At 53.0% G+C, this 24657-nt stretch carries 18 protein-coding genes; 10 read left to right on the forward strand and 8 right to left on the reverse strand.

Translation table 11 applies throughout. The annotated features are described in order from the left end of the window. The first annotated feature begins 83 nt into the window (after positions 1-83). The 6 genes from ACRBB0_RS26440 (at position 84) to ACRBB0_RS26465 (ending at position 5291) form a co-directional block, all read left to right on the forward strand. Positions 84-953: a hypothetical protein gene (locus tag ACRBB0_RS26440; RefSeq protein ID WP_431377461.1), complete on the forward strand. Its 870-nt coding sequence runs from the start codon at positions 84-86 to the stop codon at positions 951-953. Further along, positions 946-2781: a carbamoyltransferase family protein gene (locus tag ACRBB0_RS26445; protein WP_431377462.1), complete on the forward strand. Its 1836-nt coding sequence runs from the start codon at positions 946-948 to the stop codon at positions 2779-2781. The genes ACRBB0_RS26440 and ACRBB0_RS26445 overlap by 8 nt, the downstream gene beginning before the upstream one ends. Beyond that, positions 2768-3103 carry a hypothetical protein gene (locus ACRBB0_RS26450; protein WP_431377463.1) on the forward strand — a complete coding sequence of 112 codons (336 nt, stop codon included), beginning with the start codon at positions 2768-2770 and terminating at the stop codon, positions 3101-3103. The genes ACRBB0_RS26445 and ACRBB0_RS26450 overlap by 14 nt, the downstream gene beginning before the upstream one ends. A gap of 162 nt (positions 3104-3265) precedes the next feature. After that, positions 3266-3883, forward strand: coding sequence for a phage tail protein (locus ACRBB0_RS26455; protein ID WP_431377464.1), 618 nt, complete (start codon positions 3266-3268; stop codon positions 3881-3883). Between the two features lie 78 nt (positions 3884-3961). Next, the gene (locus ACRBB0_RS26460; RefSeq protein WP_431377465.1) at positions 3962-4585 is read left to right on the forward strand and encodes a phage tail protein; all 624 of its coding nucleotides are present in this window, start codon (positions 3962-3964) and stop codon (positions 4583-4585) included. A gap of 79 nt (positions 4586-4664) precedes the next feature. After that, positions 4665-5291 (forward strand): phage tail protein, encoded by a 627-nt coding sequence (locus ACRBB0_RS26465; protein ID WP_431377466.1) that lies wholly within the window; start codon positions 4665-4667, stop codon positions 5289-5291. A 79-nt stretch (positions 5292-5370) separates the two neighbouring features. Here the strand turns inward: ACRBB0_RS26465 and ACRBB0_RS26470 are convergent, their stop codons facing one another. Continuing rightward, the gene (locus tag ACRBB0_RS26470; protein WP_431377486.1) at positions 5371-6423 is read right to left on the reverse strand and encodes a glycosyltransferase; all 1053 of its coding nucleotides are present in this window, start codon (positions 6421-6423) and stop codon (positions 5371-5373) included. A gap of 412 nt (positions 6424-6835) precedes the next feature. On the opposite strand from ACRBB0_RS26470, the gene ggt reads away from it, so the two are divergent. From ggt to ACRBB0_RS26490, 4 genes are all read left to right on the forward strand, one after another. After that, positions 6836-8641, forward strand: a complete 1806-nt coding sequence (gene ggt / locus ACRBB0_RS26475; RefSeq protein WP_431377467.1) for a gamma-glutamyltransferase — start codon at positions 6836-6838, stop codon at positions 8639-8641. A gap of 194 nt (positions 8642-8835) precedes the next feature. Further along, positions 8836-11085: an ATP-binding protein gene (locus tag ACRBB0_RS26480; RefSeq protein WP_431377468.1), complete on the forward strand. Its 2250-nt coding sequence runs from the start codon at positions 8836-8838 to the stop codon at positions 11083-11085. Positions 11086-11488: 403 nt separating this feature from the next. Continuing rightward, positions 11489-12793: an MFS transporter gene (locus ACRBB0_RS26485; protein ID WP_431377469.1), complete on the forward strand. Its 1305-nt coding sequence runs from the start codon at positions 11489-11491 to the stop codon at positions 12791-12793. Further along, positions 12790-14493: a sensor histidine kinase gene (locus ACRBB0_RS26490; protein WP_431377470.1), complete on the forward strand. Its 1704-nt coding sequence runs from the start codon at positions 12790-12792 to the stop codon at positions 14491-14493. The genes ACRBB0_RS26485 and ACRBB0_RS26490 overlap by 4 nt, the downstream gene beginning before the upstream one ends. Here the strand turns inward: ACRBB0_RS26490 and ACRBB0_RS26495 are convergent. The 7 genes from ACRBB0_RS26495 to ACRBB0_RS26525 form a co-directional block, all read right to left on the reverse strand. Further along, positions 14485-15135 carry a response regulator gene (locus ACRBB0_RS26495; RefSeq protein ID WP_431377471.1) on the reverse strand — a complete coding sequence of 217 codons (651 nt, stop codon included), beginning with the start codon at positions 15133-15135 and terminating at the stop codon, positions 14485-14487. The two genes, ACRBB0_RS26490 and ACRBB0_RS26495, sit on opposite strands and share 9 nt — an antisense overlap. 337 nt (positions 15136-15472) lie before the next feature. Then, a complete protein-coding gene (locus ACRBB0_RS26500) occupies positions 15473-17290 on the reverse strand; it encodes an ATP-binding protein (RefSeq protein ID WP_431377472.1) in 1818 nt (605 codons plus the stop codon). 577 nt (positions 17291-17867) lie between these two features. Then, positions 17868-19937 carry a hypothetical protein gene (locus tag ACRBB0_RS26505; RefSeq protein WP_431377473.1) on the reverse strand — a complete coding sequence of 690 codons (2070 nt, stop codon included), beginning with the start codon at positions 19935-19937 and terminating at the stop codon, positions 17868-17870. Between the two features lie 9 nt (positions 19938-19946). After that, the gene (locus ACRBB0_RS26510; RefSeq protein WP_431377474.1) at positions 19947-21188 is read right to left on the reverse strand and encodes a phosphatase PAP2 family protein; all 1242 of its coding nucleotides are present in this window, start codon (positions 21186-21188) and stop codon (positions 19947-19949) included. Positions 21189-21208: 20 nt separating this feature from the next. Beyond that, entirely contained in the window at positions 21209-23194 is a 1986-nt protein-coding gene (locus tag ACRBB0_RS26515) for a winged helix-turn-helix domain-containing tetratricopeptide repeat protein (protein WP_431377475.1), read from the reverse strand. A gap of 290 nt (positions 23195-23484) precedes the next feature. Further along, complete coding sequence (locus tag ACRBB0_RS26520) at positions 23485-24129, reverse strand: hypothetical protein (RefSeq protein ID WP_431377476.1); 645 nt, start codon at positions 24127-24129, stop codon at positions 23485-23487. Positions 24130-24169: 40 nt separating this feature from the next. After that, positions 24170-24586, reverse strand: coding sequence for a DUF1842 domain-containing protein (locus ACRBB0_RS26525; RefSeq protein WP_431377477.1), 417 nt, complete (start codon positions 24584-24586; stop codon positions 24170-24172). Positions 24587-24657 lie beyond the last annotated feature (71 nt).

Here is a 24657-nt window from a genome sequence, read left to right on the forward strand (position 1 = left end):
TTTGCATATTTTTCGGGTTTTAGGGTGACCCAAACAGGAAGGTCATCGCGGATTGCCCGGTGCATTTTTGCGCGGGGCTCCGAGTGATTGCGTCACCCCAAAAAATCGTCGCCAAGCCCCGGTTGCTGTTTCGCCCTGATCCGGTTTTGGGATGGTCGCTAACTCCTAATTACGGGGTGCGTGTCCGGTTTCGACCTGAGGTTGTGCAAAACATCGATCCTGACGGGTGGCGTCGTGTTCCTGCACAAAAGACTGGTCCGAAGCTGGCGATTTACGGGTGTTCTTTCACCTATGGCACAGGCTTGACCGATAACGAAACCTATGTCGCCCGGTTGCAAAAAAGCCTTCCGAATGTGCGTTTCGTGAACCGAGGCATTGGCGGTCATAGTACGGTGCAAAACTTTTTGCAGTTTCGTCGTGATCTCAAGGCTGGTGATGTCGACGCTGCAATTTTTGCGATTTTTAGCGACCATCGGTTTCGCAACATTGCCCATCCACGCCGGATGCGGCAGTTTTTAAGCAAGGAATGGTATGAGCTTGGGGTTGAGCACGTTCCTGTGCTTCGCCAAGGCCGAGCTGGGCGTAACACCATTCACTATGTGCCCATCTGGCAGCCGGCTTTGCAGCAGGGCGGATTTGACGTGTTTTTACCGGACAATCCTATGATTGATTCAGCAACGCTGGCCATTTTGTCTGAGATTCAAAAGCTGGCCAAACAACATAGTTGCCCCATTCGCTTCGCCTTGCTCGATCAGCAAGATCGAGGGTTCAACAATGCTGTCCGGGCCCGCTTTGATGGGTGTCTCGATATCTCGGTCCCCTTGGATAAGACCCACAGTTTTCTACCCCAAGATGCCCATCCCAACCAAACGGCCAACCAAAAATACGCCAGCCGCTTGGTCAAACCGGCCAAGGATTTGGTGGCGCAAATAGGGGGGCAAGAGGGTGAGTAACGATGGGTATATCCTTGGGGTTTCGTCACATTTTCATGACTCAGCTGCGGTTTTGATCCGAGGGCAAACGATTGTGGCTGCGGCCCAAGAGGAAAGGTTTACGCGCAAAAAGGCCGATTGGAGCTTTCCAAAGCACGCAATTGACTTCTGTCTGTCACAACTACCAGATCCGTCGACTGAATTCTCGTTGGCCTATTATGAAAACCCCGCACTCAAGTTGGACCGCGTGCTGAACAATGCACGCAATACGGCACCGCGGGGGGCGGCCCTCTGGCCGCGAACTTTGCGGATGATGCGAACATATGGGCAGGGTCTCCCCAATCAATTGCAGCGCATATGCGATGATCCAAGCCGAATTATATGCGTGCCGCATCACCGGTCGCATGCCGCATCAGCGTTCTACCCGTCACCCTTTGAGACGGCGGCTGTGTTGGTCGTTGACAGTGTTGGCGAATGGTCAACAACGAGCCTGTGGGGCGGCGATAGTTCGGGCTTGGAACCGCTCGGAGAGATCACCTTTCCCAATTCCCTTGGCCTGTTCTACAGCGCGTTTACCCAATATTGCGGTTTCAAGGTCAATTCCGGCGAATATAAGTTGATGGGGTTGGCCCCCTTTGGCCAACCGAAATTTGCCGGGAAAATCCTTGATCATGTCATTGATCTCAAGGCGGATGGTTCCTTTCAACTCAACATGCCGTTTTTCAGATTTGATACAGATGTCAGCACCATTAGCCCGTTGTTTGAGCACCTGTTTGGTCGCCCGTCTCGGAGTGCCGATGCCCCCATCGATCAGCACTTTATGGATGTTGCGGCCTCTGCCCAAGCGGTTCTTGAACAGGCCCTCATCTCATTGGCGACAACGACGCTTGAGAAAAGTGGCCAGGGCAACCTGTGTTTGGCGGGTGGGGTCGCACTGAATTGCGTCGCCAACAGCGCCTTGATTGCGAAAGTTCCGGGGTTGGAAAATCTTTGGATACAACCGGCGGCAGGGGATGCGGGCGGGGCACTTGGCGCGGCTTTGGAAGTTGCGGTTCAACGCGACGGCGGGGCCCGGTCGCCGGGGGCATTTGATCAGATGCGCGGTGGATTTTTGGGGCCCTCGTTTAACCGTCGGGCGATTATGACGGCTTTGGACAATGCTGGTTTGTCTTGGGACGAACCAAAGGATGTGCCTGCAGTGACCGCCAATGCCCTGTCAGAGGGGCTGATTGTTGGTCATTTTGATGGGCATATGGAATTTGGGCCACGATCGCTCGGGAACAGGTCGATTTTGGCGGACCCGCGTCCCGACGACATGCTGACCCGAGTGAACCTAAAGATCAAATTCCGGGAAAGCTGGCGGCCATTCGCCCCCATGGTTCTCAAGGATCAGGCCGAGACCTTCTTTGACGGACCCAGCGACAGCCCCTTTATGCTCATGGTTGCGACGCTGAAAGCACAGTTTCAACACGAGACCTCGCTTAAGGATGCGCGCGCATCCGGGTTGCATCAACCATTGGAATTGATGCGCGCGGTAACCAGCGATTTCTCGGCTGTAACCCATGTCGATAACAGCGCCAGGTTGCAGACACTGGCCCCCGCAGACAAATCCACACGCGCCGCTGATATTCTTCAGGCGTTTTTTGATCTGACAGGCTGTCCGATGCTTTTGAACACGTCGTTTAACGTACGCGGCGAACCCATTATTTGCAGTCCTCAAGATGCGGTGGATTGTTTCTTGAACACGCAGCTTGACGTCTTGGTGATCGGCCCGTTTGTGGTTCGAAGGGCTGACCAAGGGGCTTGGGTGAACCAAAAAATCGGGAGCAAAACCTTTGTCGCTGACTAAAACCGCTGATCTGATGGCCCTGTTTGATGTGCTGTTTGAAGCCTCTCGCGAAACGACGTCGACACTGACCCCGACCTGCGCCAGCACCCTGTCGCCGCCATCCGCAGAGCTAAGCGCGCCTCTCGTGCCGCTGAAGGAAATGATGGATGCCGATGGATCGGTGATCACCAAGTCGCTGGGGGCCTATGCGGAGCGCCACGCCCCCCATCTGGCCGATGAGTTCGCAAACTTGGCCCTTGTGATCACGGACGGGCAAGACGATTTTCAGCCCGCCGGAGCCCAGGCCAAACGCATGTTGGACTTTGTTTATCCGGTTGTTTGAAGGCCGATTTACGTCACAGTCAGAACACACGGCCGACAACCTGTGATTTTTGCTTTCGCAATAGATTAGTTTTTGGTTTTTCCAGATTTTTGTTGCAACATCGCCGGGTATTAATGATTAATTAAAACCTATTTTCTGGATGCTTAATTAATGGAGGTTTCAATGATTGGTAACAAGAGTTCTGTTCTCGCTGCTACCCTAGCTCTAGCCGTGACCCTTTTCCACACACCTCAACAAGCGCAGGCAGGCACAGACCCGTATCTTGGTGATATCTTAGCCGTGGGTGAAACCTTTTGCCCGCGCGGTTGGGCGGGCGCGGAAGGGCAGTTGCTCTCTATTGCACAATACTCCGCTTTGTTCTCTCTTCTGGGAACAACCTATGGCGGAGACGGCCGGACCACGTTTGGCCTGCCTGACCTGCGTGGTCGGCGTGCAATGGGACAGGGAAGTGGCCCGGGTCTGACAGTGCGGCAGGAAGGACAAAAGTTTGGGGCTGAAAGGGTAACCTTAACAGTCAATAATCTGCCCAGCCACAACCATGCGGTTAACGCCAACAATCTGGACGGAGATAAACCCGGTCCCGGCCGCAAGCTTTTGGCAGCAGCACCACCAAACGGTGCAGGGTCTGAAACGATCTATTCGTCTCAAGGGCCGACCGTTCAGATGTCATCTCAGATGATCCAGAACAGTGGTGGCAATCAGCCGCTTTCGATTCAAGATCCGTATGTCGCGATCCGTTATTGCATCGCATTGGAGGGTTTATTCCCGTCGCGCAACTAAGACCAATCTAACGATACATGAAGGGCAACCATGCTGACAAAAGTCCACATGTTTTGCTCTTAATAAATAGGTGAAACTATGAAAAATTTCAAAATCAAGACCGTTTCGACGGTGATCGCATTGGCCTTAGCAACGGGTCTCGGGAGCGTTCCGGAAACCGCCAAGGCTGGGACAAACCCCTATATTGGCGATATTATGATCGTTGGGTTCAACTTCTGTCCGAGAGGGTGGCACCTGGCGGATGGCACGCTAATATCGGTTTCGGAAAATTCTGCCTTGTTCTCTCTGCTTGGAACACAATTTGGTGGTGACGGGCGCACGACCTTTGGTCTTCCAGACTTGCGTAGTCGTGCGGGTATTGGGCAAGGCAATGGGCCGGGTCTAACGTCTTACAATGCCGGTGCGCGGGGTGGGGCTGAGACTACAAACATGACAGTCGCAACGATGCCGACGCATACTCATGCGGTTAATGCCAACAATTTGGATGGCGACAAACCAGGTCCTGGGCGCAAACTTCTGGCGGCGGCTCCAACTGGTGGCACGGGCAATGAAACGATTTACTCAGAACTCCCTCCAAATGTCACAATGAATCCCACAATGATTGGGAATTCAGGTGGTGGGACTGCCATTAATACATTGGATCCATTCTTGCCCCTTTATCACTGCATTGCAACGCAAGGTGTTTACCCCTCGCGCAGCTGATGCTCAGGAATTCAAACCCTACTCAGTTAGCCAAAGCGGCCACACAAGATGGCCTGCCTAAGAGACTTAGGAGATTAAAATGACGATGATGAAGAAACTGGTGCAATTTGCACTTCCCGCAATTGCTATAGCGATAACAACTGTGTCGCTTCCAAGCCAGGCCAAGGCCGACTCCTCTCCGTTTATTGGTGAAATTGCGGCCATGGGAATTTGGGGGTTTTGCCCACGCGGTTGGGCAAGTGCCGATGGCCAAATTCTTGCTATTTCAAGCAATACTGCATTGTTTTCCTTGCTGGGGACCACTTATGGTGGCGACGGTCGGACCAGTTTCGCGTTGCCGGACTTGCGCGGCCGCACGCCCGTTGGTGCGGGGCACGGGCCAGGTCTGAGCAATCGTACATGGGGGCAAAGAGGCGGTGCTGAATATACTGTGCTAACCGAATCTCAAATGGCGAGCCACAACCATTTGGTGAATGCCAATAATGAGGATGGTGACAAAGCGGGACCGGGCCGTAAACTTTTGGCAGCGGCTCCTCCAAGCGGGACTGGCACCGAAACGATCTATTCGGACCAGCCATTCAACAATCAGATGTCGCCTCAGATGATCGCCAATACCGGTGGTAGTCTGAGCTTTTCCACGATCGACCCTACCGCGGTAATTCGCTATTGCATCGCATTAGTCGGTACTTACCCATCCCGTAGCTAACAAAACAAACAGGGCCGCGCAGTGACGAGCGTGGCCCTTTTCCCCAGGCTGCATAGTCTTTCAAAGCAGGCCTTGGACGTCAAAAATCGAATAGTCCTATTCGATCACAATACCCTTCCAGGGTCGTCGAGTATTTTTCGGGGGCCGCATAAGCCGCTACAGTCGTGCTGAAAACCTGCAGTCTTGAGAGATCCATGACAGAGGCCAAGGTTGCCTTATCATCCTGACCGTCATCCAAGTGTAGGCCCATTCCAAGGGCGGCAACCCGCTGAGCATTGATCACCTGATCACCCGTGTGGCCCGGTGCAATCATCATCGGAATACCGTGCTCAATGCAGTGCCAAATGCTGCCGACGCCTCCTAAAAAGACCAAGGATGACAGGTTGGGCATCACCTTGGAAAATTCTGTCCAGCCAAACACACGCATGTCAGACTGATGTGTGAAAGCGTCAAAATGCGCTTTCACCTCTTGGTTACTCCCTGCGAATATATCGACCCCAAGACCGCTGGGGCGGTTTTCAATCAAAGTCTCAACCAAGGACTGGAAGCGAGAAATATCACCTTGATTGCCAAATGAAAGACCCAGCCGATGGCCTGTTTTTGGAGCCGCGCAAGTGGAGTGGTGATGAAGGCTTCTGCTTTTTTGATCGGGCTGTGAGGGGTAAAAATCGCTCGGCATGAAGTGCAGGTTGCCATATGGTGAATGCACCCAAGCCGAGCCAAACCCACCCCTGGGCCAAGCGAGCGACCGTTTTAGGGTTTCGCTGTATTTCTGATAGGATGTGATTGGCTTGTTTTCTTGAAAAATATTGGCACGCGTCAGGGTGGATCGGTCGTCAAAACGCCAATACCCACCCGGTGTTCCGATCGAAAGGTAAGGAATATCAAGTTGTTGGACCGCTAACTGAGCGCCAATCAATAACCGGTCCATGATGACCAAGTCGGGTTTGCTGGTTTGCAATCGTTGTAAAAAGCTCTTGAGCGCGGTGATCCTGCGGTTCTGTACTTTTGGGTGCTGGGCCACTTGCGCGACCGAATTTAACGCCCCGAGTTTGAGGAGTTCAATCTCCTCTACATTTGCTACTTTGCAGCCGTGGCTTCGAAGCCTTGCGATTTGAGGGCCAAAGGTCATCCACCGCACAGTGTGACCTCGCGCGCTCAAAGCTTGTCCAAGCCTGACAACCCCAAGTCCACCGAAATCCATGTGGCCAAAGTGACCTGAGACAACAAAGAGTATTTTGATGGCGTCATGTCCTTTGGTTGGGGCGGGTTTTGTTATGTGAAGACAGTGTTGAAAATGCTGAATTTAGCAGCCGTACACAACCCTATTGGCACGTTTGGTCGAAGGATTGCCGCGCAAAGGGGACGCCCGTTGGGTTGGGCGCTTAGGGGGGGCTGCCGGTATCGGCCACGGCCAACGCCTGGGTTGCACTTTCTAATCAATGGAAACGGATTTGATTTCACTTAGGGTTGAAAGTGCTCTTGCCCGCACCGCCGCTAGCAGCTTACGCTGCGGAAATGCCAATGTCTGGTGGGAGTTAAGAATGTTGATCAGAAATCGAGTTTTGTTGCTGACTGCGCTTACGAGTTTGGTCGTGACACAGGCGTATTCTCAAACCGCCACAGATGCTGTTTCGCCGGAGGTGGAGACAGCAATTACACATGAATTTAAGGACTTAAGCCAAGCCGCCCAGGATGCTTTGCGTGCCAAGGCTGACGGTGTGCCTGTTTCGTCCGACAACTGGATGCTGGCCGCGGCCAATCCGTTAGCCGTTGAAGCCGGAGCGGATGTTCTGCGCAACGGAGGCACCGCCGCAGACGCCATGGTTGCCGTGCAAGCTGTGCTAGGGCTGGTCGAACCACAGTCCTCGGGCCTTGGCGGGGGAGCATTTTTGGTTTGGTATGATGCCAAGACAAAAACGCTGACGACGCTTGACGGGCGAGAAACCGCGCCGATGGTGGTTACACCAACGGTTTTTCAGGATGAAAACGGCGAACCGCGCAAGTTTTTTGATGCGGTTGTCGGTGGGCTATCGGTGGGTACACCGGGCACACCGCGCCTAATGGAAACGGCGCATAGGCGTTGGGGAAATGCAAATTGGGGCGGGCTTTTTGACGCCGCGATCAACCATGCGGAACAAGGCTTTGCCGTGTCTGACCGTATGGCATCATCAATCGCCCGCGATGCGGAGAGATTGGGGCGGTTTGGTCCGACAGCGGATTATTTCATTCCCAACGGCACGCCGCTTGCAGCCGGAACAGTCTTGCAAAATCAAGACTATGCTGATGTTTTGCGGCTCATGGCCAAGTCTGGTTCTGACGCAATTTATAGCGGCCCGATAGCAGAAGACATCGTGAATACGGTGCGAAATGCCAAGGGAAATCCCGGTTTATTGTCGCTCGAAGATCTTGCGTCTTACCAAGTCATCGAACGGCCAGCAGTTTGTGCAGAGTACCGGCAAACGGAGGTTTGCGGAATGGGCCCGCCGTCGTCAGGTGCGCTCACCGTTGGGCAAATTCTGGGAATGGCCGCGCAGTTTGACCTTGCCGCGCTTGGGGCCGACAATGTTGAAAGCTGGCGTATTATAGGTGACGCGTCGCGCTTGGCCTTCGCTGATCGTGGCCGTTACATGGCCGATAGTGATTATGTGCCAATGCCGACCAAAGGCTTGGTCGACCCGCAATATCTTGCGGATCGTGCAGGTCAGATCAAAGAAAGCAGTAGTGCTTTGGACAAAGTTGCCCCAGGGCAACCGGGCTGGGATCATGCGATGCTGCTGGCGGATGATCAATCTATCGAATTCCCGTCCACCAGCCACATCTCAATCGTGGACAGCTACGGCAACGCTTTGTCGATGACCACAACAATTGAAAACGGCTTTGGGAGTCGGCTTTTTGTACGTGGGTTTTTGCTTAATAATGAGCTGACGGATTTCAGCTTCCGAACTCATTCGAACGGTGTCCCCATTGCCAACCGGATCGAACCTGGAAAACGTCCTCGCTCATCAATGTCACCAACGATTGTAATGCAGGACGATGCACCGGTCCTCGTGATTGGTAGCCCCGGTGGAAGCCGTATTATCGGTTATGTTGCACAGGCAATTATCGCTCATATTGACTGGGGTATGGACGTCCAGCAAGCGGTTTCCATGCCGCATTTGGTGAATCGTTTCGGCACCTATGACATTGAAGAAGGGACAAAAGCCGAGGAGTTGGCTGATGGGCTCGCCTCGCTCGGGTTTAAAACGAAATCCCGAGGATTGAACTCCGGTTTGCATGCTATTTCGATAGCAAGTGAACTTCGGGGAGGTGCAGACCCTCGCCGTGAAGGTATTGCCTTGGGCGAATAAAGAACACAACGGCCTGCGCGGTTTAAGGGCCGCGCGGCCACACCCTTTAAAGCTACGATGCCATAATATGTGTCGTTGCGTCCAAGTTTTGCATAGTTGGCGCGTTTATCATGGCGACTTTGGTGATGATTTAGAGGTATTTTAACGGCGATGTGGCTTGGTGTTCTTGCAAGAAGAAAGCAAGAGAACCGAGTTTGGAAACGGACACTGTGGATAAGGGGACGTCTTCAATAGAGGCCCGCAAGCGTCTGCTGTTGTCGCATGCCGATGAGCGGGTTAGCCGGCTTCCAGCACGGGTTGTGCTATACCTGATCGGATGTGGTCTTGGCTATTTAGCTATTGATTTGATCCCGGCTCTTGTTGCTTTTGTATTGTTGATGGTCGGCGATTTGTTCGATTGCATGATCCTCCACAAGAAGGTCCGGCAAAAAATCCAATCGGACCAACTGCACTCCGCTGAAAAGCTGACCTTGATGGCTGGGGCTGTTCAGGGCGTAACATTGGGTGCTACAACGTCAATCTACTTCTTTCTGGCCGGAGATGATGCAAATATTCTATTTGTTATCGGCGCTTTAGGGCTGGGTGCTGTCAATTCGGCCATTGCAATGCCAAAATTCCCCAAGGTTGGTTTTACAAGGCTTGGAATTTATGCCGCAACACCGATTGTGCTGCTGACAATCAAAGCCGTTCAGGTCGAAAGCTTCAATGTTTTCAATTTTACAGATGTGTCCGGAACTATGTTGCTGGTGTGCATGATCTACATGTTTGCCGCCTTTACCAAATCTGGTATGAACAACTTTGGCATTACCCAAGCGCTGGAAGCCAAAGAGCAGGAACTTCAGGGGACAAACTCCAGATTGCTCAGCCATCAAAAAGAGTTACGTAAACTGTCTCTTGTGGCCCGCAAGGCAAATGACAGCGTTGTCCTATCTGATCCGGACCGTCGGATAATGTGGGTGAATGAGGCCTTTACCAAAGTTACAGGTTTTTCCGCAGAGCAGGCAATCGGTCAAAAGATTGTTGATCTTTTGGCAGGAGGCGAACCGGATCTTATCCGACATCAACCTATTGAAGATGCTGTGGACGCTGGCCTTCCTTTTCACGGAGAAGTGGAAAACATCACGCGTGATGGGCGGCGAATTTGGGTCGATGTCAACCTATTCCCTATCCACGACGACGATGGGAGCATTGAATTTTTTGTTGCTATTGAACGAGATGTAACTGAAGCCAAAGTGCAAGCCATTGAAATGGCGGAGGCGCGCCGTGCTGCGGAAGAAGGCGCGCGCGCAAAGGCTGAGTTCCTTGCAAATATGAGCCATGAAATCCGCACACCGTTGACCGGGATCATTGGTATGGCTGACTTATTGTCTGACACTGAATTAACGGATGACCAAGCCAAATTCACCCGCATGATTGTTGGGTCGTCCCAGTCACTGATGGCGGTCATCAATGATGTTTTGGATCTTTCGCAATTGGACGCTGGTCGCCTTGAACTCAGTGCGGTCGATTTTGACATAAGATCTTGTTTTAACGACACGATTTCTCTCTTACGGTCGTCGCCCAGATGTGGCGACATTTCCATCTCTCTTGATGTCGATAGCGCGTGTCCTCGGCGAGTAACAGCTGATGAAAGCCGTCTGCGTCAAGTGATCGTCAATCTGATCGGCAATGCCATCAAATTCACAGAGCGCGGAAATGTTTATGTGCGGGTCTGGGCGGAGCATGGAGATAAAGGGCCAAGTTTGCTCTTTGAGGTAGAAGATACTGGAATTGGCATTTCTGAAAGTAAGCTAGGGAAAATATTTGATCGGTTCACTCAAGCGGAGGTGGAAACAACCCGAAAATTCGGGGGAACAGGCCTTGGCTTAACGATTTCAAAGCACATAATTGATGTCATGGAAGGGGAGATTTCGGTCACGTCTCAACTAGGTCAAGGATCTGTCTTCAAGGTTAAGGTGCCTATTGCCTGTGGAATAAGGCATGAGGACGCTCCTGTCGCCGATGATCCTAACGAATTTTTGGACTTTTCTGTCACCGATGGGCTCAAAGTGCTCGTCGCAGAAGATAATAAAACCAATAGGTTGTTACTGCAAAAATACCTAGCTCCTCTGCCGATCACACTCAGTTTTGCAAAGGATGGGGTAGAAGCCGTTCAACAGACTTGGGATTTTCGACCAGATCTTGTTTTCATGGATGTGTCGATGCCCAAAATGAACGGCCTAGAGGCGACACAAGAAATCAGAAACTTAGACATCCATCAACCTAGTATTGTTGCACTTACAGCCCATGCCTTTAACTCAGAAATGCAATCTTGCTTGGATGCCGGAATGGACCATTTTTTGACCAAACCTATAAGGAAAATGGAGCTTGTGGAGTGGATTATTCACCATTGCAAGATGCACCAAGATGAGTTGCGGTTGGACCAAAGGACGTTTGGATCCTAGCGAAAAGCTTCGTGCATAAAAATCGTCGTTTCGTCGCAATGCCCACTGCAACCAAATGCCATCATATGTCTTCCAAACTGTTTCGCTGTCGCCAGGTGTGCGCCGTTCGGGCGGACAAGTTATGAGCAGATCTGGGTTTTGCCGCTCGTTACTTTTCAGTTTGTCCTTAAATGGAACATTGGACGAAGGATGCGAGGCCTGGCACCCGAGGCAAACCCAGTGAACCTACCTTGCAACAAGGCGTTCCTTTCCTCTTCACGCTTTGTCTAAAATGCGCGTCCTGTCGATCAAAACCGCGCGGTGATTTTATCTCGGTTTGAGTAAAGGTTTGGCCAAGAACAATCGGCGTCTAGCAATCAGATGAAATCGTTGATCATATGTGGACATTAGGGAGGCGGGCATCATGGCTCAGGGGACGCGGGTTTTATCCGGCTGGCAACTCATATGTTACGGGGTGCTGACGACACCATTGGCAATGGCAGGCTTTGCGCTCGTCATTTACGTGCCGACTTTTTACGCCGCCGACATGGGGTTGGGGCTTGGCGCGGTTGGTGCGGTCTTCCTGTTTGGTCGGCTACTTGACGTGGCAACTGATCCGCTGATTGGTCACTTTAGTGACCAAACCAAAAGCCGGTTTGGACCGCGATTGCCATGGATGGTTTTGGGGTTGCCGGGGTTGGCTGTCGCGATCTGGTGTCTCTTGTCCCCCCCAGAAGGGATCGGCATCTTATATTTGCTTGTGGTTAGCACGGCGTTCTTTCTGTTTTACACAATCGTAGACGTGCCATACTCGTCGATCGGATTGGAAATTTCACCCGATGTGCATGAGCGATCCTACTTAGCCAGTTCCAAAGCGGTTTTCCAAGTCATTGGCGCTATCCTTGCCTCTCTGATTCCTGTTCTTCTGGCATCACAGATGGGGGTTTCCTTAACCACAATCGCACAGGTCGCGATTGGGCTTGGCCTGTTGGGGATTCTCTCTTACCTCATTTTTGTCCCCCGTACTCACCGCGTGGTGTCTCAGCCAAGGCCTTCTCTGTGGAACGGTTGGCGCACTGCGCTTGAAAATCGCGAGTTTTTGTGGCTCGTGGGGGTGTTCTTCATCGTGCAGGCCGCCAATTCGCTTTGCGCGGGGCTTCTTGTGCTGTTCACGGCCCACGTCATTCAAGCCCCAGAATTGATCGGGATGTTCTTTCTGGCGATGTTTGGTTCAACAGCGCTCTGTTTACCGGTTTGGGTTTTCCTGTCGCGTTGGAAGTCCAAGCCCTTTGCATGGCTCGTATCAATTGTCTTGTGTTGCTGCGGGTTGGGCCTGGCTACAACCTTGGGAACAGGCGATATTGTTGGAATGTACTTTGTCAGCATAGCAATGGGGGCGGCATTCGGCAGTGACGCTATTATGCCAACGTCGATGCTTGCCGATATCGTCTACAAAGGTGAAGAGGCGGGAGATCAGCGCAAGGCTGCCACTCTATTGGCCTTCAAAAATGCGGTCTCAAAAATGACTTTTGTGGTGCCGATGGGCATGGCATTCCCGGTTTTGGAGCTGGTTGGCTTTGATAAAACAGGTGCAAATTCCCAAGGTCATTTGACAGTTTTGGTGTTTTTCTTTGCCGTGCTGCCGATCCTGTTGCGTGTGCTGGGGGGCGTGTTGCTGCTCAACATTCAAAGACGCGGCCCGTCTCTCCATCCTTCTGGCCACGCATGACCCAATCACCCGAAACGACATCGCAAAAAACGACGGCCGAGGATGTTTTGGCCGAAGAGGCGCGGCTGTTGCGCGAGCGGGCTGTCGGTTCTGCGCGCTCCTTGATGACGGTCATTCTCTTGATCACCGGCGTTCTGTTGGTGTTGGGATTGCTTCGAACAGCGGGTCTTTGGTTTTTTCTTACCAGTTTTATGGTGTTGGTCACTTTGGTCTATGCCCAAGTACTCTGGAAAGATGGCATTGCCAGAGAGCGGGTGCAAACCTACCTTCACGGGCATATTGTGATCACCGCTATCACCGGCTTGCTATGGGCGGCGTTTGCGATTTCGGTTGCGGATCAAGAGCACGAAGTTTTGACACTTGTTGCCGGGCTATTTTTGTCATCTCTGACGACCGGAGGTGTGATGGCTGGAACGATTTATCGCCCTGGTTATCTTGCATTGGCAGCGTCCTCGCTTGTCCCCTTTGCTCTTTTTCTCATCGTTGAAATGCACGGGTTACTGCAGATTTTCGGTGCATTTTGCCTCCTGTATTTTGGGTTTTGCGTGACCACCAACAAACAAGCGAGCCAAAAGTCCCGAGAAGCCATCGTTGCAAATCTTGAACATCAGGCCGCTGAAAAAGAAATTGCTAAACACGAAGAAAATCAACGTATTCAAGAGGAAAAAAGCCGGTTTGTGGCTGCAATAAGCCATGATATGTCGCAACCCATGATGGCCCAGCGGAACTTGATTGAAGCACTAGAAGCCAAGGTCGACACGGCTGATCAGTTGGAGCTGATTAAGCAAATCCGCAAGACGCAATCCAGCCAGGAGAAATTCCTGAGTGAGTTGGCGCGGTCAAATCAACTTGACGAAGTTATCCATACCCTGCGGATTTCCGACGTCAGCATTCCCGTTTTGTTTGACCAACTCCGAGCGGAGTTCACACCGCAATGCCATGATCTTAATGTCGTTTTGCATGTGACATGTCGTGGTGAACATGTGAGCACAGACCCGCATTACGTCGAACGTATTTTGCGAAATTTACTGTCAAACGCATTGAAATATGGGCGTGTCGGCGGGCATGTTTGGATTGCCGCAACCCAGGACCAAGACACCGTTTCCTTATCCGTGCGTGACAATGGGCCCGGTATTGACCAGAGCGCACAGGATCAGGTTTTTACCGAATTTGTGCGCTTGCCGCGGGACGAAGCGTTACCGGGCACAGGCCTTGGGTTGAGCATCTGTCGAAGGCTCGCGGATCAGCTCGGGGGGCAGCTTTCGATAAAGTCGGAGTTGGGGCAGGGAACCGAATTGACGTTGCACTTGCCCAAATCGGACCCACATCATCAGGTGCAACCACTTGCAGATCGCAAATTTGTCTTGTGTGTGGGACAAAAGACCTCCGAAACCTTGGGGGATTGGGAGGCTTTGTTTTCAAGTTGGTTTTGGGAATTTGCGCATGGTGAAACCTTTTCCGACGCGAAAATCCTTCTCGAAGCTTTGCGGCTTGAGCCGGATGTGATCTTGCTAGACCGCCCTGACTTAGATGTCTCGGATAGCGCTGAAATCGCGTGTTTGGCCGAGAAGGCCCCAATGATTTTGGTTGGGCAGGGAACCGATATGGATGGGCGGTTGGCGGAGCTTGCTATTCCTATCGAAACTCCAAAAAACCAAACCGGTTTTCAGAAAAGCCTACAATCCGTTTTGTCAGATTAGCACTAACTCGCGTGCGCGCTGAACGGCTGCGGTTCGGGTGCTGACGGATAATTCGCGAAAAATCGCCTTAATGTGGGTTTTGACCGTGTTTTCACTGATGGAAAGTTCTTCTCCAATGGCCCGGTTTGTGCGCCCCGTTGCCATAAGTTCCAGGATTTTGAGCTGTTGTGGCGGCAATTGGGGGAGCAAAACACGCTCAATCCCGTGTTCATCCATCTGATCAGACTGACCCGCGTTGTGTCGTCTTGAAACCAAGGGAGCGGTATAGGAGCTGGCGGCTTGGATGGCGCTGAAAACCTCCTCCATACTGGCCGATTTATGGACAAAACGAAACGCTCCGACCATTTCAGCGTTAGCCCGTGTAATGGCGTCTTCGGTTCCAGACAAAACGATAACGGGGGCCGTGTAGTCACGCGCTTTGAGAGCGCCAATCAATGCTATGCCATTGACATTCTTCATGGCCAGATCCGCGATAACAACGTCAAACTCGGCACCATCGTCAACGGCTTTCAAAAGCTGGGTTGCCGCGTTGAACGCCATTGGCACCAACGGTGTTGGGTAGTCGGACAGCAGTTTGACGAAACCTTCCAAGAAAAGGGCGTGGTCATCTACAATCGCAACGCGAAGTGAACCGTCAGTCAAATGCAGTCTTCCTGTCTTGCCGGCACGGGGCGAAATGGGCGCCTGTGTGTGCGATTAAGCCTTTGCGAACTGAAAACTCGCGCACTCTTACCGTGTTGGATTTATAGCGGTGGCGGGAGGTGCTGTCAAAACGACAGAGGACTTTCTGGTCGGAACTTTTGGCGATTGTTTGGGACGAGGACCAAACTCCAGATATAGTGTCGCGAAGCGGGGTGGGCGCGCGTTCCGTTGTTGTTGGAGCTGAAGGCAGGGTATTGAACTCGTGAGATAAAGTGACAGAGTGGTCGATCCCAGCTTGTCAGAAAATGACATTGGTTTTTCTGATAAGGGGATATTATCAATCCTTTTTGGCAGCCTGATCTATCGCATCCAAGAGAACTGTTCTTGACACGGGCTTCATCAACCGAATGTCGTTTTCATTCAGGTCATTACCGCTCAAGACGGCGGCATCCGCGTAACCCGACATATAGACCACGGGCAAGTGAGGGTTCTTATCTCGAAGCGCTTGCGCCAATGCCGGTCCATGCAAGTCGCCCGGCATCACAATGTCAGTAAGCAATAGGTCAAACGGACCTTTTTCATCATAAATGCCAAGCGCTATGTCACCGTTTTGCGCGGCGACAACGGTATGGCCAGCCCTTTGCAAAACGCGCACGGTGATATCCATGACTTCTTCCTGATCCTCTGCCACCAAAATGCGCCATGCCGGGCGTTCCACATCTTTGGTCGAGGACCGAGCCGGATTCAATGTGTCTTGGGGAGCGGATAACGCGGGGAATAACAACTTGACGGAGGTCCCGGACCCAAGTTCAGAATAGATTTGGGCGGAGCCCCCAGATTGCTTCATGAACCCGTGTACCATGGATAGGCCAAGCCCGCTTCCTTCTCCGATTTTCTTGGTGGTGAAAAACGGTTCGAAAACCCGATTGACCATATCTTTGGGAATGCCGGACCCCGTGTCGCTCACGGCCAGCATGACATAGTGCCCTGCACGCAAATCGCCTTTCACTTGATCAGTGTCATCGTCAAGGACTGTGATATTCTTGGTTTCGATGGTGAGCGAACCGCTGCCATTCATCGCGTCTCTGGCATTGATTATCAGATTTAGAAGAGCGCTTTCAGTTGATGCCAGATCGGCCATTACAGGCCAAAGGTTTTCAGCGAGCGACACATTCAAAGCAATCGTGGCCGGAACCGTCAAAGCGCCCCATGTCTGCACATCTGTCACCACTTCATTGAGGCGAAGCTCTTGTGGCGATAACTGTGCGCGCCTGGCAAAGCTCAGCATCTTTTTTACCAGTTCAGCACCGCGGTTTGTCGCAGCGATGCTTGCCTTAATAAAGGCACGTGACTGTTCATCATGGGTCTCGACAAGCTGCAAAAGCTCAAGATTACCCAAAATCACAGCCAGCAAGTTGTTGAAATCATGGGCGACGCCACCGGTCATCTGGCCGACCGTCTCAAGCTTTTGGGCTTGTGACAATTGCGCGGCAAGCTTTAAGCGTTCGTTTTCCGCTTCGACCCTTTCTGAGATGTCGACAATACTGGCGCGGACCAAATTGCGAGAGGTGTCTGGAAAGCGCGACAACGAAATTTGGCACGGGATCAAGTCACCGTCGACACTTTTATGGGTCCAATTGAATGTTGGGAACTCTCCTGCCATGGCTTGAGAAATGTACCCCATCGCTTTTTCAGCTGAGGAAGACCCATCGGGTTGTGTCTCAGGGCTGAGTTCAATGGGACCGTAATTGCCAATGATAGAATCCGGGCAAGCCCTATAAAGCTGTGCCGCCATTGGGTTCGCTTCAACAAAAATGCCCGTATCTGCATCCACAATCATAATGGCATCTGGTGCGTGATCGACCAGTGCCCGAAACCGCTTTTCGCTTTGGCCGAGTTTCTGCATCGCATGCATTCGAGTGATGCCACTGCTGACGCGTTTGCCAAAGGCCTCAAAGAGCGGAATGGCGTGTTCGTAATTAACCGGCTCGACACAATGGTGAATGCCCAGAACCCAGTTTAAGTGCGCGTTTGACGGCAGCGGCATCGTCAACATCGACTTAACCGAAAAGCTGGCTTGTGGCGTGTCCGGACCAAAGCTTTCGGGGGAGCTATGGCAATCTAACGTGACTGCGGCGTCATTCTCTTCGCACAACTTTAGAATGTGCTTTACGGAATCAACTACTGGTAACCATCCATCGCCACTGGATAGGCCGGGCCACTCTGGTCGACATCTTTCGCACCGTACCCTCACGCGACTTGCTGTTGAATCGCAGGGATACAAAAACCATGCGCGGTCGCAGTCAAAGACATCCAGAATATGATCCAGAACTCTGGGTAACATGTCATCCAGAGTATCGCTGTCTACGATTATTGAATTCAAACTGTCCAAGCAGGCCAGTGTGTTTTCTGGCTTGAGAGAACGGTATATCGATGGATCAGCCATCCCATATTTAAGTGTGAGATAGTTGGTCAAGTCAACCTGTGCATTTGGCCGGATGCTGTCACAGCAGGGTTTCGTTGACGCAGCGCAGGCGCAAGCGAAGCAAGCTTCGTTCTGTGTGAACGGCTCGGTTGCAACTGTCCTTGGATCCGTTTTGCGTAAAACCTAGCTCAAAAGAACAGCCCCGCCAATCCGCCACCACCTATCACGGGTGTGTCACTTGGTGGCGGTTAGATTGGCGGCTGTCCAACATGCGCACTGAATAGGAGAGACAACCGAGGTTCAGGGGTCACCCTTGATGGTTTTTTTCTGTGGTGGGAAATGGCTCCAAGATGGGTTTTGGTAAATCAAGCAGTGCGATGTCGACCGGGACAAACCCTTTGCCAGCGCGTGTGGCGCTTGCCTCTATTGGATGGGGGGAAGATTTGGGCTTGCCAGCCAATTCATCCGCGATCAACCGCGCTATTGCTGGCGCTGCGACGCTCGTGCCGTTGAGCCGGACAAATGAGCCACAGGTTGATCCAGAGCTAATGATGCCTGTCAAGACTGTGCTGTCATCTGATCGCGACACCACAGTCGGTCCATCGCGGGCCACTTTGGGCTTGGATGTCTCGACGTCCTCCGAATAGGGCGTGATTGGCCCGGCGGCCGAATAGGCGGGCAGCGAAAGGTCCTTGGCGATACAACCGCCAATGACGACAGGCGCTTTGCCGCAAGCAAAACCGCTCAGGGTGCCAGCCCGTCGAACCAGCGATTTGCTGCCCTTTGGATCGGTCGCAAGCCGTTCTCCATATTTTCCAAATCGCACATAGTCTGGATCGTTTAGGATTGCCTGACGCCCCCCCGGCGAAAAACCGGGAAGCGTTTCATCCCTCCGAACCCAAACCTGAACAGAGTTTATGGGAAGATACAGGCCGTTATCCTGATCTGGTGGTTCGATTTCATCTGGGGTGATGGCAATGTCCCAATCCCCGGCAGGCGCTGTCGGGTCCTGAGGGGCAAAGCTTGTGTTTGGGCTGATGGTCAAAACAGCCAGTCCACGATTTATCGGATCGCATGTCATGGAATAGCTCAGCCGTGCCAAGAGACCGCTGTCATCGACCAGATCATAGGACACCGCGGTTGTGCCATCCGCGTGGAGGGGCGGGCTTGTGGGCCCGGCGGGCGGCGTCACCTGAATGTTGACCAAGTTGCCTGCGCGTTTTCTACGCGGCATCCACATTTGCAGATGTGTCGCCGTCCGATCATCTGGCGGGACGGAGAGGTGCAAGTCTTTGGTGTCTCGGTCATCCTGAGGAAAGGTCAATTCCGCATGTGTTTGCGACAGGTTGCCGTTGCCTGCCGGGAGGACAAGGTGGCGATCTTGGGTTGGGCATTGATCCAGAAACTGGGCAAACAATGCATCAATCTCTCCGGTGCCGTCATGCGGCCCACTGAAATTTCCGAAAGAGAAATTCATCACAACTGGCGCATAACCGTTTTTAGTGCGAAACCGCTGCGCTTGGTGGTGTAGGTCTTGTAAGGCAAGGGCCAAAGCCGGGAGCGAACTTTGTCCGGTTGTATCTTGTGTCACCCGAGGCGGAAGTGTTGCGCAAATGATCGGACGTGTTTGCAGAGACTTGGACATTGGGTGGCCCGCGGCGACACCGGTAATATGCGTCCCGTGCGAACGCCTCAGAGACACGGGTGAAAACTCTCCATTCCTAAAATCAATCTGACCAGTCTTGCGGTAAAAGGCGCTTTCATCGAGCAACCCGGCCTTGGTATGCGCCTTTAACAGAGCATCCGTGGCGTCTTTGTCGATAAAACGCCCCATGCTTGGACCGCCTATGTCTTTGTCAGGCAGGGTTGCCATCACCCAGGCATGTTCAACGCGGGTTGACGTAGGGCCGTCGCGAAAAAGATCGTTGGCAAAGGCAATCCCGTCATCAATCACCGCCATAACTACTGAATTATCGCAGGTACTGATTTGCGCTGGTTCGACAAATTGCGCCGCCGCATCGATCATGTCGTCTGAATGGATCATGCCGTCTTTGATCGCAAAGATTCCAAATGTCCGTCCCGTTTCATTCAGCTGTTCCAAGAGCCGATGCCGCACGAAAACGGCGACCAACCGGCGGCCGCCTGATTGGGCGCGGTCTTGGGGACTGTAAACTGAGGGGATCAAAAAGTCGTCTGGTGCAAACTGCTCGGCCAGCTCATTGAGGCTGACCTCTCTGAGATCAAAGAGAGCCGACCACCAAGGGTTTTCTGCCGTTTCTGACCGCGCTGAATGTAGGTTTATGCGGGCGGCCAAAATTGCGTCCAAGGGCGGATGCGCTGGGCTGGGGGACGCCGGCGGTGTTGCAATCCATCTCATGGCCACGGCTCAACCCTCCGTCCGCGACGCAGGATCTTGCCATTCTGACACGGCCTTTTTCCACAACCAATGTAAGGGCTTGGAGTTCAGAGCTTTGCCATCAACCTGATGCGTTCGGGTCTTGGCCCAAATATGGTCTTGGTCCTTGGCCCACCACTCAGCCGCGTCGGCGTCGCCGATGTCTGTGTGTCCTTCGCCACAGCTCGCACGGCACTGCTTGTCCTTTTTGGCGTCGTATAGTGCGTGCCAGTCAAAATCGTCGTTGCCACCGAATTGTGGTCCGACGAATTTGCTTGATGTCCAAGTGTCAGAGCCGCCGCATTCCGCTTCGATCAGGTCGGCAACAGTTAATCCCAATAGGGCACCTGCGGCGCTGTCGACTGGGAAATGTACACCAGCGACAGTGCGATTGACCGCAATCCGGGCGGCAGTGCGCATCAGCATTTCGCCCCAATACCCATCATCTTCATAGGGTTTCTGAGCGGCGGCACGTAGAATTTTCCATAACAAACGTGCTGTCAAAAAGGCTTCGGTGGCATGGCCGCTTGGCAAGGAGCCGTGGTTTGGTGTCGGAATGATCGGCTGGATTTGCGGCGAATATTCCAATGGCCTTTTGACGGCGAGGATGTATTTCATCTGCATTTCAACAAAGTTGGCAAATCGCAATCCTGCTTGCAGCAACTCTAATGTATAGGGCGTGCGGGCGGGATCCATGTAGGCAATAGTTGCGTAGAACGGGGCCGGGGAACCAACCTGACTTAGAATTTCAGCGGCCCGATCCGCACGAATGTCAGCATAGCCCGAGACCCATTTCATCTGTTGGCGAAATTGCTTTTCTGTGGGTCTGACCATCGAAATGACTTCGCTGATCTCGGCGCGCGGAGTTGCGTCACCGATCAAATCGGTTTTCCATAGCGTGGCCTTGACCCCCTTTTTATGCTCGGGCGCTGTGATCGCCACACGCGATCCCAGTTCAGACATCCAAAGGCTGGCCCGCACATCCGCAGACAAAGCGGCGAGGTTGGCAGGATCATTTTCCTGTAACGGCGGTACGTTTTCCCGGATTTTCAACGGGCTACCAACAACACCGTCGCGGTTGGTCAGGAAGGCTTCGGCCATCATGGGGCTTTGTGGCTGACCAAAGGCAGCAAAGGCGGCTTGGCTTCCAAAGGCTGCAAAAGCCGCGGAATTTCCAAAAGCTGCAAAGGCTGCAAAAGCCGCAGACGGGGATCCAAAATCTTCTGTGCTCATAGTCCACTCCCTAAGAAAAGTTATTCAGGTACGCCCACGGCGCGTAATGCATCGGCAAATATTTGGCCCACTTGAAACGGGGCGCTGGGAGACGATCGAAGCCAATCGCTCACTCGCAAATTCGGTTGCATCCGCTCCAAATCCTTGAGTGCCTTTTGGGCAGCCGCTTCATCCCCGGACAAATGATGCGCCACCACAAGCATTCTCAGAGTCGAGGCATGCGTTCGGTTCAACCTGAGCGACGCTTTGGTCAGTTCCAGGGTCCGGTCGTAATTTCCAGCCGTCAAATTTGCACCAGCCGCTAGGGCGAGGAAAAAGAAGCGGTGCGGATCAAGAGGCGCAAGGGCCAGAGCCTGTTCCGTATCGCGGACCCCCTCGGTGCCGCGATCCTGAAACGCATATAACATCCCGCGCAATAACCGCCCGTGGGCATCATTTGGATTATGCGTGAGTGCCGTGTTGTAGTCTTCCTCGGCATCGTCAAGCTGGCCAAACAGGTTGGTCAAAACGATGCCACGGTTGACCAAAGCATGGGTGTTTTCGGGATCAAGATCCAGCGCCCGCGACGCACATTCCATCGCGGTCGTTGCGTCTTCTTTGGGATTATCAGACCAACCCTGCTGCGCCTTGAGCACATGCCAACGCGCTAACCAGGCCAGGGCATTGGGTTGATGTGGGGCACGATCGACCAGCGCTTCCAGAAGCTTTTTGGCCCAATTGAAATCAGAGGGGGACAGCCGATGCATCAGCCCGACGGCGGCACAAAGCAGGCTGTAATTGTCCAAGCTTTCCACTGGAAACAGCCGCACCCGCTTGATCTCGTTCAAGACGATAGACTTACGAATTTTGGAGACAATTTCCTGAACAAGATCAAAGCCGTTAAGAACGTCTTGTTTGTCTATTGCGAAGCGTTCAAACAGGACCGTCTCATTGCTCACGCGGGAGGCCAATTCGATGTCCAGCACGACTTGCGGCCCCTTTAAGCGATAGCGGCCTGTGATAACAAAATCAGCCCCTAACCTTGCCCAGACATTTCGAAGATCAAGATCGGGGCCTTGAAATGGAAGGCAGGACATGCGCGAAATCACTCGCGCGTCGCGGGTGCGGGACAAGGCTGAAGCAAGCTCATCCGCGATGAGATCCCCCATCGCGCCGCCAGGGTCGTCACCAACGATAAGCCGCGGTGAGATCACTGCAATTGTAGGTAGCACATCAGCCGCGGACAGGTCTGGCACAACTGCGGTTTTGGGATCGAAAAGATGGGCTCTGAACAGGCGCTCACTGTGCCCACTTCTTCGCAATTGCACATCACCCAAGTCTTCGAACTCGAATTCGGGCGCTGAAGTTGCGGCTTCTTTGATGCCAACAGAGACAATCATTTCACCCGGGCCAGCCAGATCAGACATGTCTTTGGCCGTGGCGGCGCTGCGCCCGGTGACATCAATTCCGATTTTGATATTTGGATGGGTTTCATCTAGGGCGCGGCGCAGTGTTTCGGGCAGGTTTTGGACCAGCATCGTCACCTGCGCGTCGTTGGCATCAACAACTTGCGCACTCTGTGACAAGACCTGCTGGGCCGCGTTATCACCGCCTTGCAGATGCACCAGCGCAGCGCTTGAAGCGTCAAATCCAGCCGCAGTTTCGGCCAAAATCGCGCCAATCCTTGGCTCGTCGGTTGTGATGAATTCACCGCCGTTCAGAACAAAACCGCGCTTTGGGACCGTTTGAAGCACCTTGCGAGATCGGTCACCCAAAGCCCGCCTGATATCAGAAATACACTGGGTCAAGCTGTCATCAGTTACATTTAAATCGGGCCAGACGGCTTCTATCAGGTCGTCGCGGCGAACTAGGGTACCAAGGTTGTCGACAAGCACCAACAGCACTTTTTCAGATTGCGGACGCAAATAGACGGTCTCGCCTTTGTCGTCGTGCAACTTTTTAACGGTCGGAAGAAAGATTAAGCGCCCGAGGCGGATCGCCTCCGGTGCTTCAAATTCCGACGCCATCCGCACCCCCCTTTTGTGAACGCTGGCAATCTGCGGTGCAGTTGGTCGCAGGCCACCCGCACGGTAGTTTACACCTTTACGTATGGTTAGCGAGTCCGCAGTTCCTCTAGGGCGCGAAAAAACAACCGAAAAACGCGAATGGTCGTCAACCAGTTCACATTTAGCGCGCAAAATGGGGCGAGGCGCTTGTGAGGTCGGGAAGGGGAGGGCATGAATCATAATACATGAGAGAAACACGCCGCAGCCATTAGGGAGCGGAGAGGCTGCGGCGCATTTTACCTAAAATTTACCTAGATGAATTGTTGCAGGAAAACGCATTCATCGGCATCGGCGCTCACCAGGGTCAAGTTGCTGTACGTCACAATTTGACCTGTCTTGACGGATTTGGCACTGATGCTGATGTTCTTGCTTCCTACGGCAAAGAACTTGGGCAGCTCAGGGTTTTTGATCAGGAACCCGTTGACATGGGGTGTCCCGGTTCGGGTTCCGATCAACCAACCATTGTCACCCAGAGTGACTTCGGCCGAGCCAATCGCAGGTGGGGTAAAGTTAATAATTGTGGTGAAGTCACAAAGCTCTTCGATGTGGATGTAGTTGCCTTCTGTCAAAGGCAGAGCCGGGGCGGTCGCGTTCTGCATCGCCATGTTGTTTGTCAGACCAAAGCTTGGCGTTTCGCCATCATCGGTGCAATGCATCCAATGGGTGCGAAAGGATTTGCCGGATTTGTCTGTGGCGACTGCGAAATAGGCCCCGCCCTTTTCCAGCTTGCCGTGTCGCTCACCGCCATGCAGATCCATGTTGTAATAGACATGGGTCGTAAGAGTGCCAACCGAATAGGTGCCCGAAGCATTTTCGATCACTGGCATGAGTTCTATTGGCGCGGTCGTATAGGGATAGACGGACACGTTTGTAATGGGTTGCGGAATCGGGATCATGTTTTCTCTCCTGTTGGCGTTGTGGGCCTGATGGCTGAGATCAGGCTTTGCTGGTCATTTCGACGGCTGCATCTGTGATGTGCGTCATTGGTCCCTGTGGGGCTCGGCGGAAGCTGAAGGAGCCGGTGCCACTTTCCCAACCACCAACCAAAACCAGCTCAGCTTCCAGGATTGGACGGGCGTCATTGTTGACGACAACGGGGGCGTAGCCATCCAATGAAATGACGTAGTTGGGCCCGTTCACATCGCTATATTCATGATAGCTGCCAGTGACTTGGGCTGTTGCGACATTGGGGTGCTGCAAGGCTTGCGTCACATGTGCGATGCCGCTCACCATGCGGTTGGGTGTGCTGACGGTGAGTGCCAGCGTCAACACCGGCGCGCCGGCCATGCCGTTCGATACGCGGTAGTTGACAAGAAATAATCCAGTTTCGCCGGTCTCTACTTTCGTGTCCATAATCATGGTCCTTGTGCAGTGTTCCAGGCCCCACTGACCTGGCCCGTTAACCATGGCAGGTCCGTCATTTC

Origin of the sequence: Pelagimonas sp., assembly GCF_050633425.1 — a bacterium.
GTDB lineage: Bacteria > Pseudomonadota > Alphaproteobacteria > Rhodobacterales > Rhodobacteraceae > Pelagimonas.

Coding starts and splice junctions, on each gene's coding strand:
- ACRBB0_RS26470 (WP_431377486.1), bottom strand. CDS start 6,423: ATGACCTTTGGCCCTCAAATCGCAAGGCTTCGAAGCCACGGCTGCAAA.
- ACRBB0_RS26520 (WP_431377476.1), bottom strand. CDS start 24,129: ATGATCCCGATTCCGCAACCCATTACAAACGTGTCCGTCTATCCCTAT.
- ACRBB0_RS26510 (WP_431377474.1), bottom strand. CDS start 21,188: ATGAGCACAGAAGATTTTGGATCCCCGTCTGCGGCTTTTGCAGCCTTT.
- ACRBB0_RS26455 (WP_431377464.1), top strand. CDS start 3,266: ATGATTGGTAACAAGAGTTCTGTTCTCGCTGCTACCCTAGCTCTAGCC.
- ACRBB0_RS26460 (WP_431377465.1), top strand. CDS start 3,962: ATGAAAAATTTCAAAATCAAGACCGTTTCGACGGTGATCGCATTGGCC.
- ggt (WP_431377467.1), top strand. CDS start 6,836: ATGTTGATCAGAAATCGAGTTTTGTTGCTGACTGCGCTTACGAGTTTG.
- ACRBB0_RS26515 (WP_431377475.1), bottom strand. CDS start 23,194: ATGGCGTCGGAATTTGAAGCACCGGAGGCGATCCGCCTCGGGCGCTTA.
- ACRBB0_RS26525 (WP_431377477.1), bottom strand. CDS start 24,586: ATGGACACGAAAGTAGAGACCGGCGAAACTGGATTATTTCTTGTCAAC.
- ACRBB0_RS26505 (WP_431377473.1), bottom strand. CDS start 19,937: ATGAGATGGATTGCAACACCGCCGGCGTCCCCCAGCCCAGCGCATCCG.
- ACRBB0_RS26465 (WP_431377466.1), top strand. CDS start 4,665: ATGACGATGATGAAGAAACTGGTGCAATTTGCACTTCCCGCAATTGCT.
- ACRBB0_RS26485 (WP_431377469.1), top strand. CDS start 11,489: ATGGCTCAGGGGACGCGGGTTTTATCCGGCTGGCAACTCATATGTTAC.
- ACRBB0_RS26490 (WP_431377470.1), top strand. CDS start 12,790: ATGACCCAATCACCCGAAACGACATCGCAAAAAACGACGGCCGAGGAT.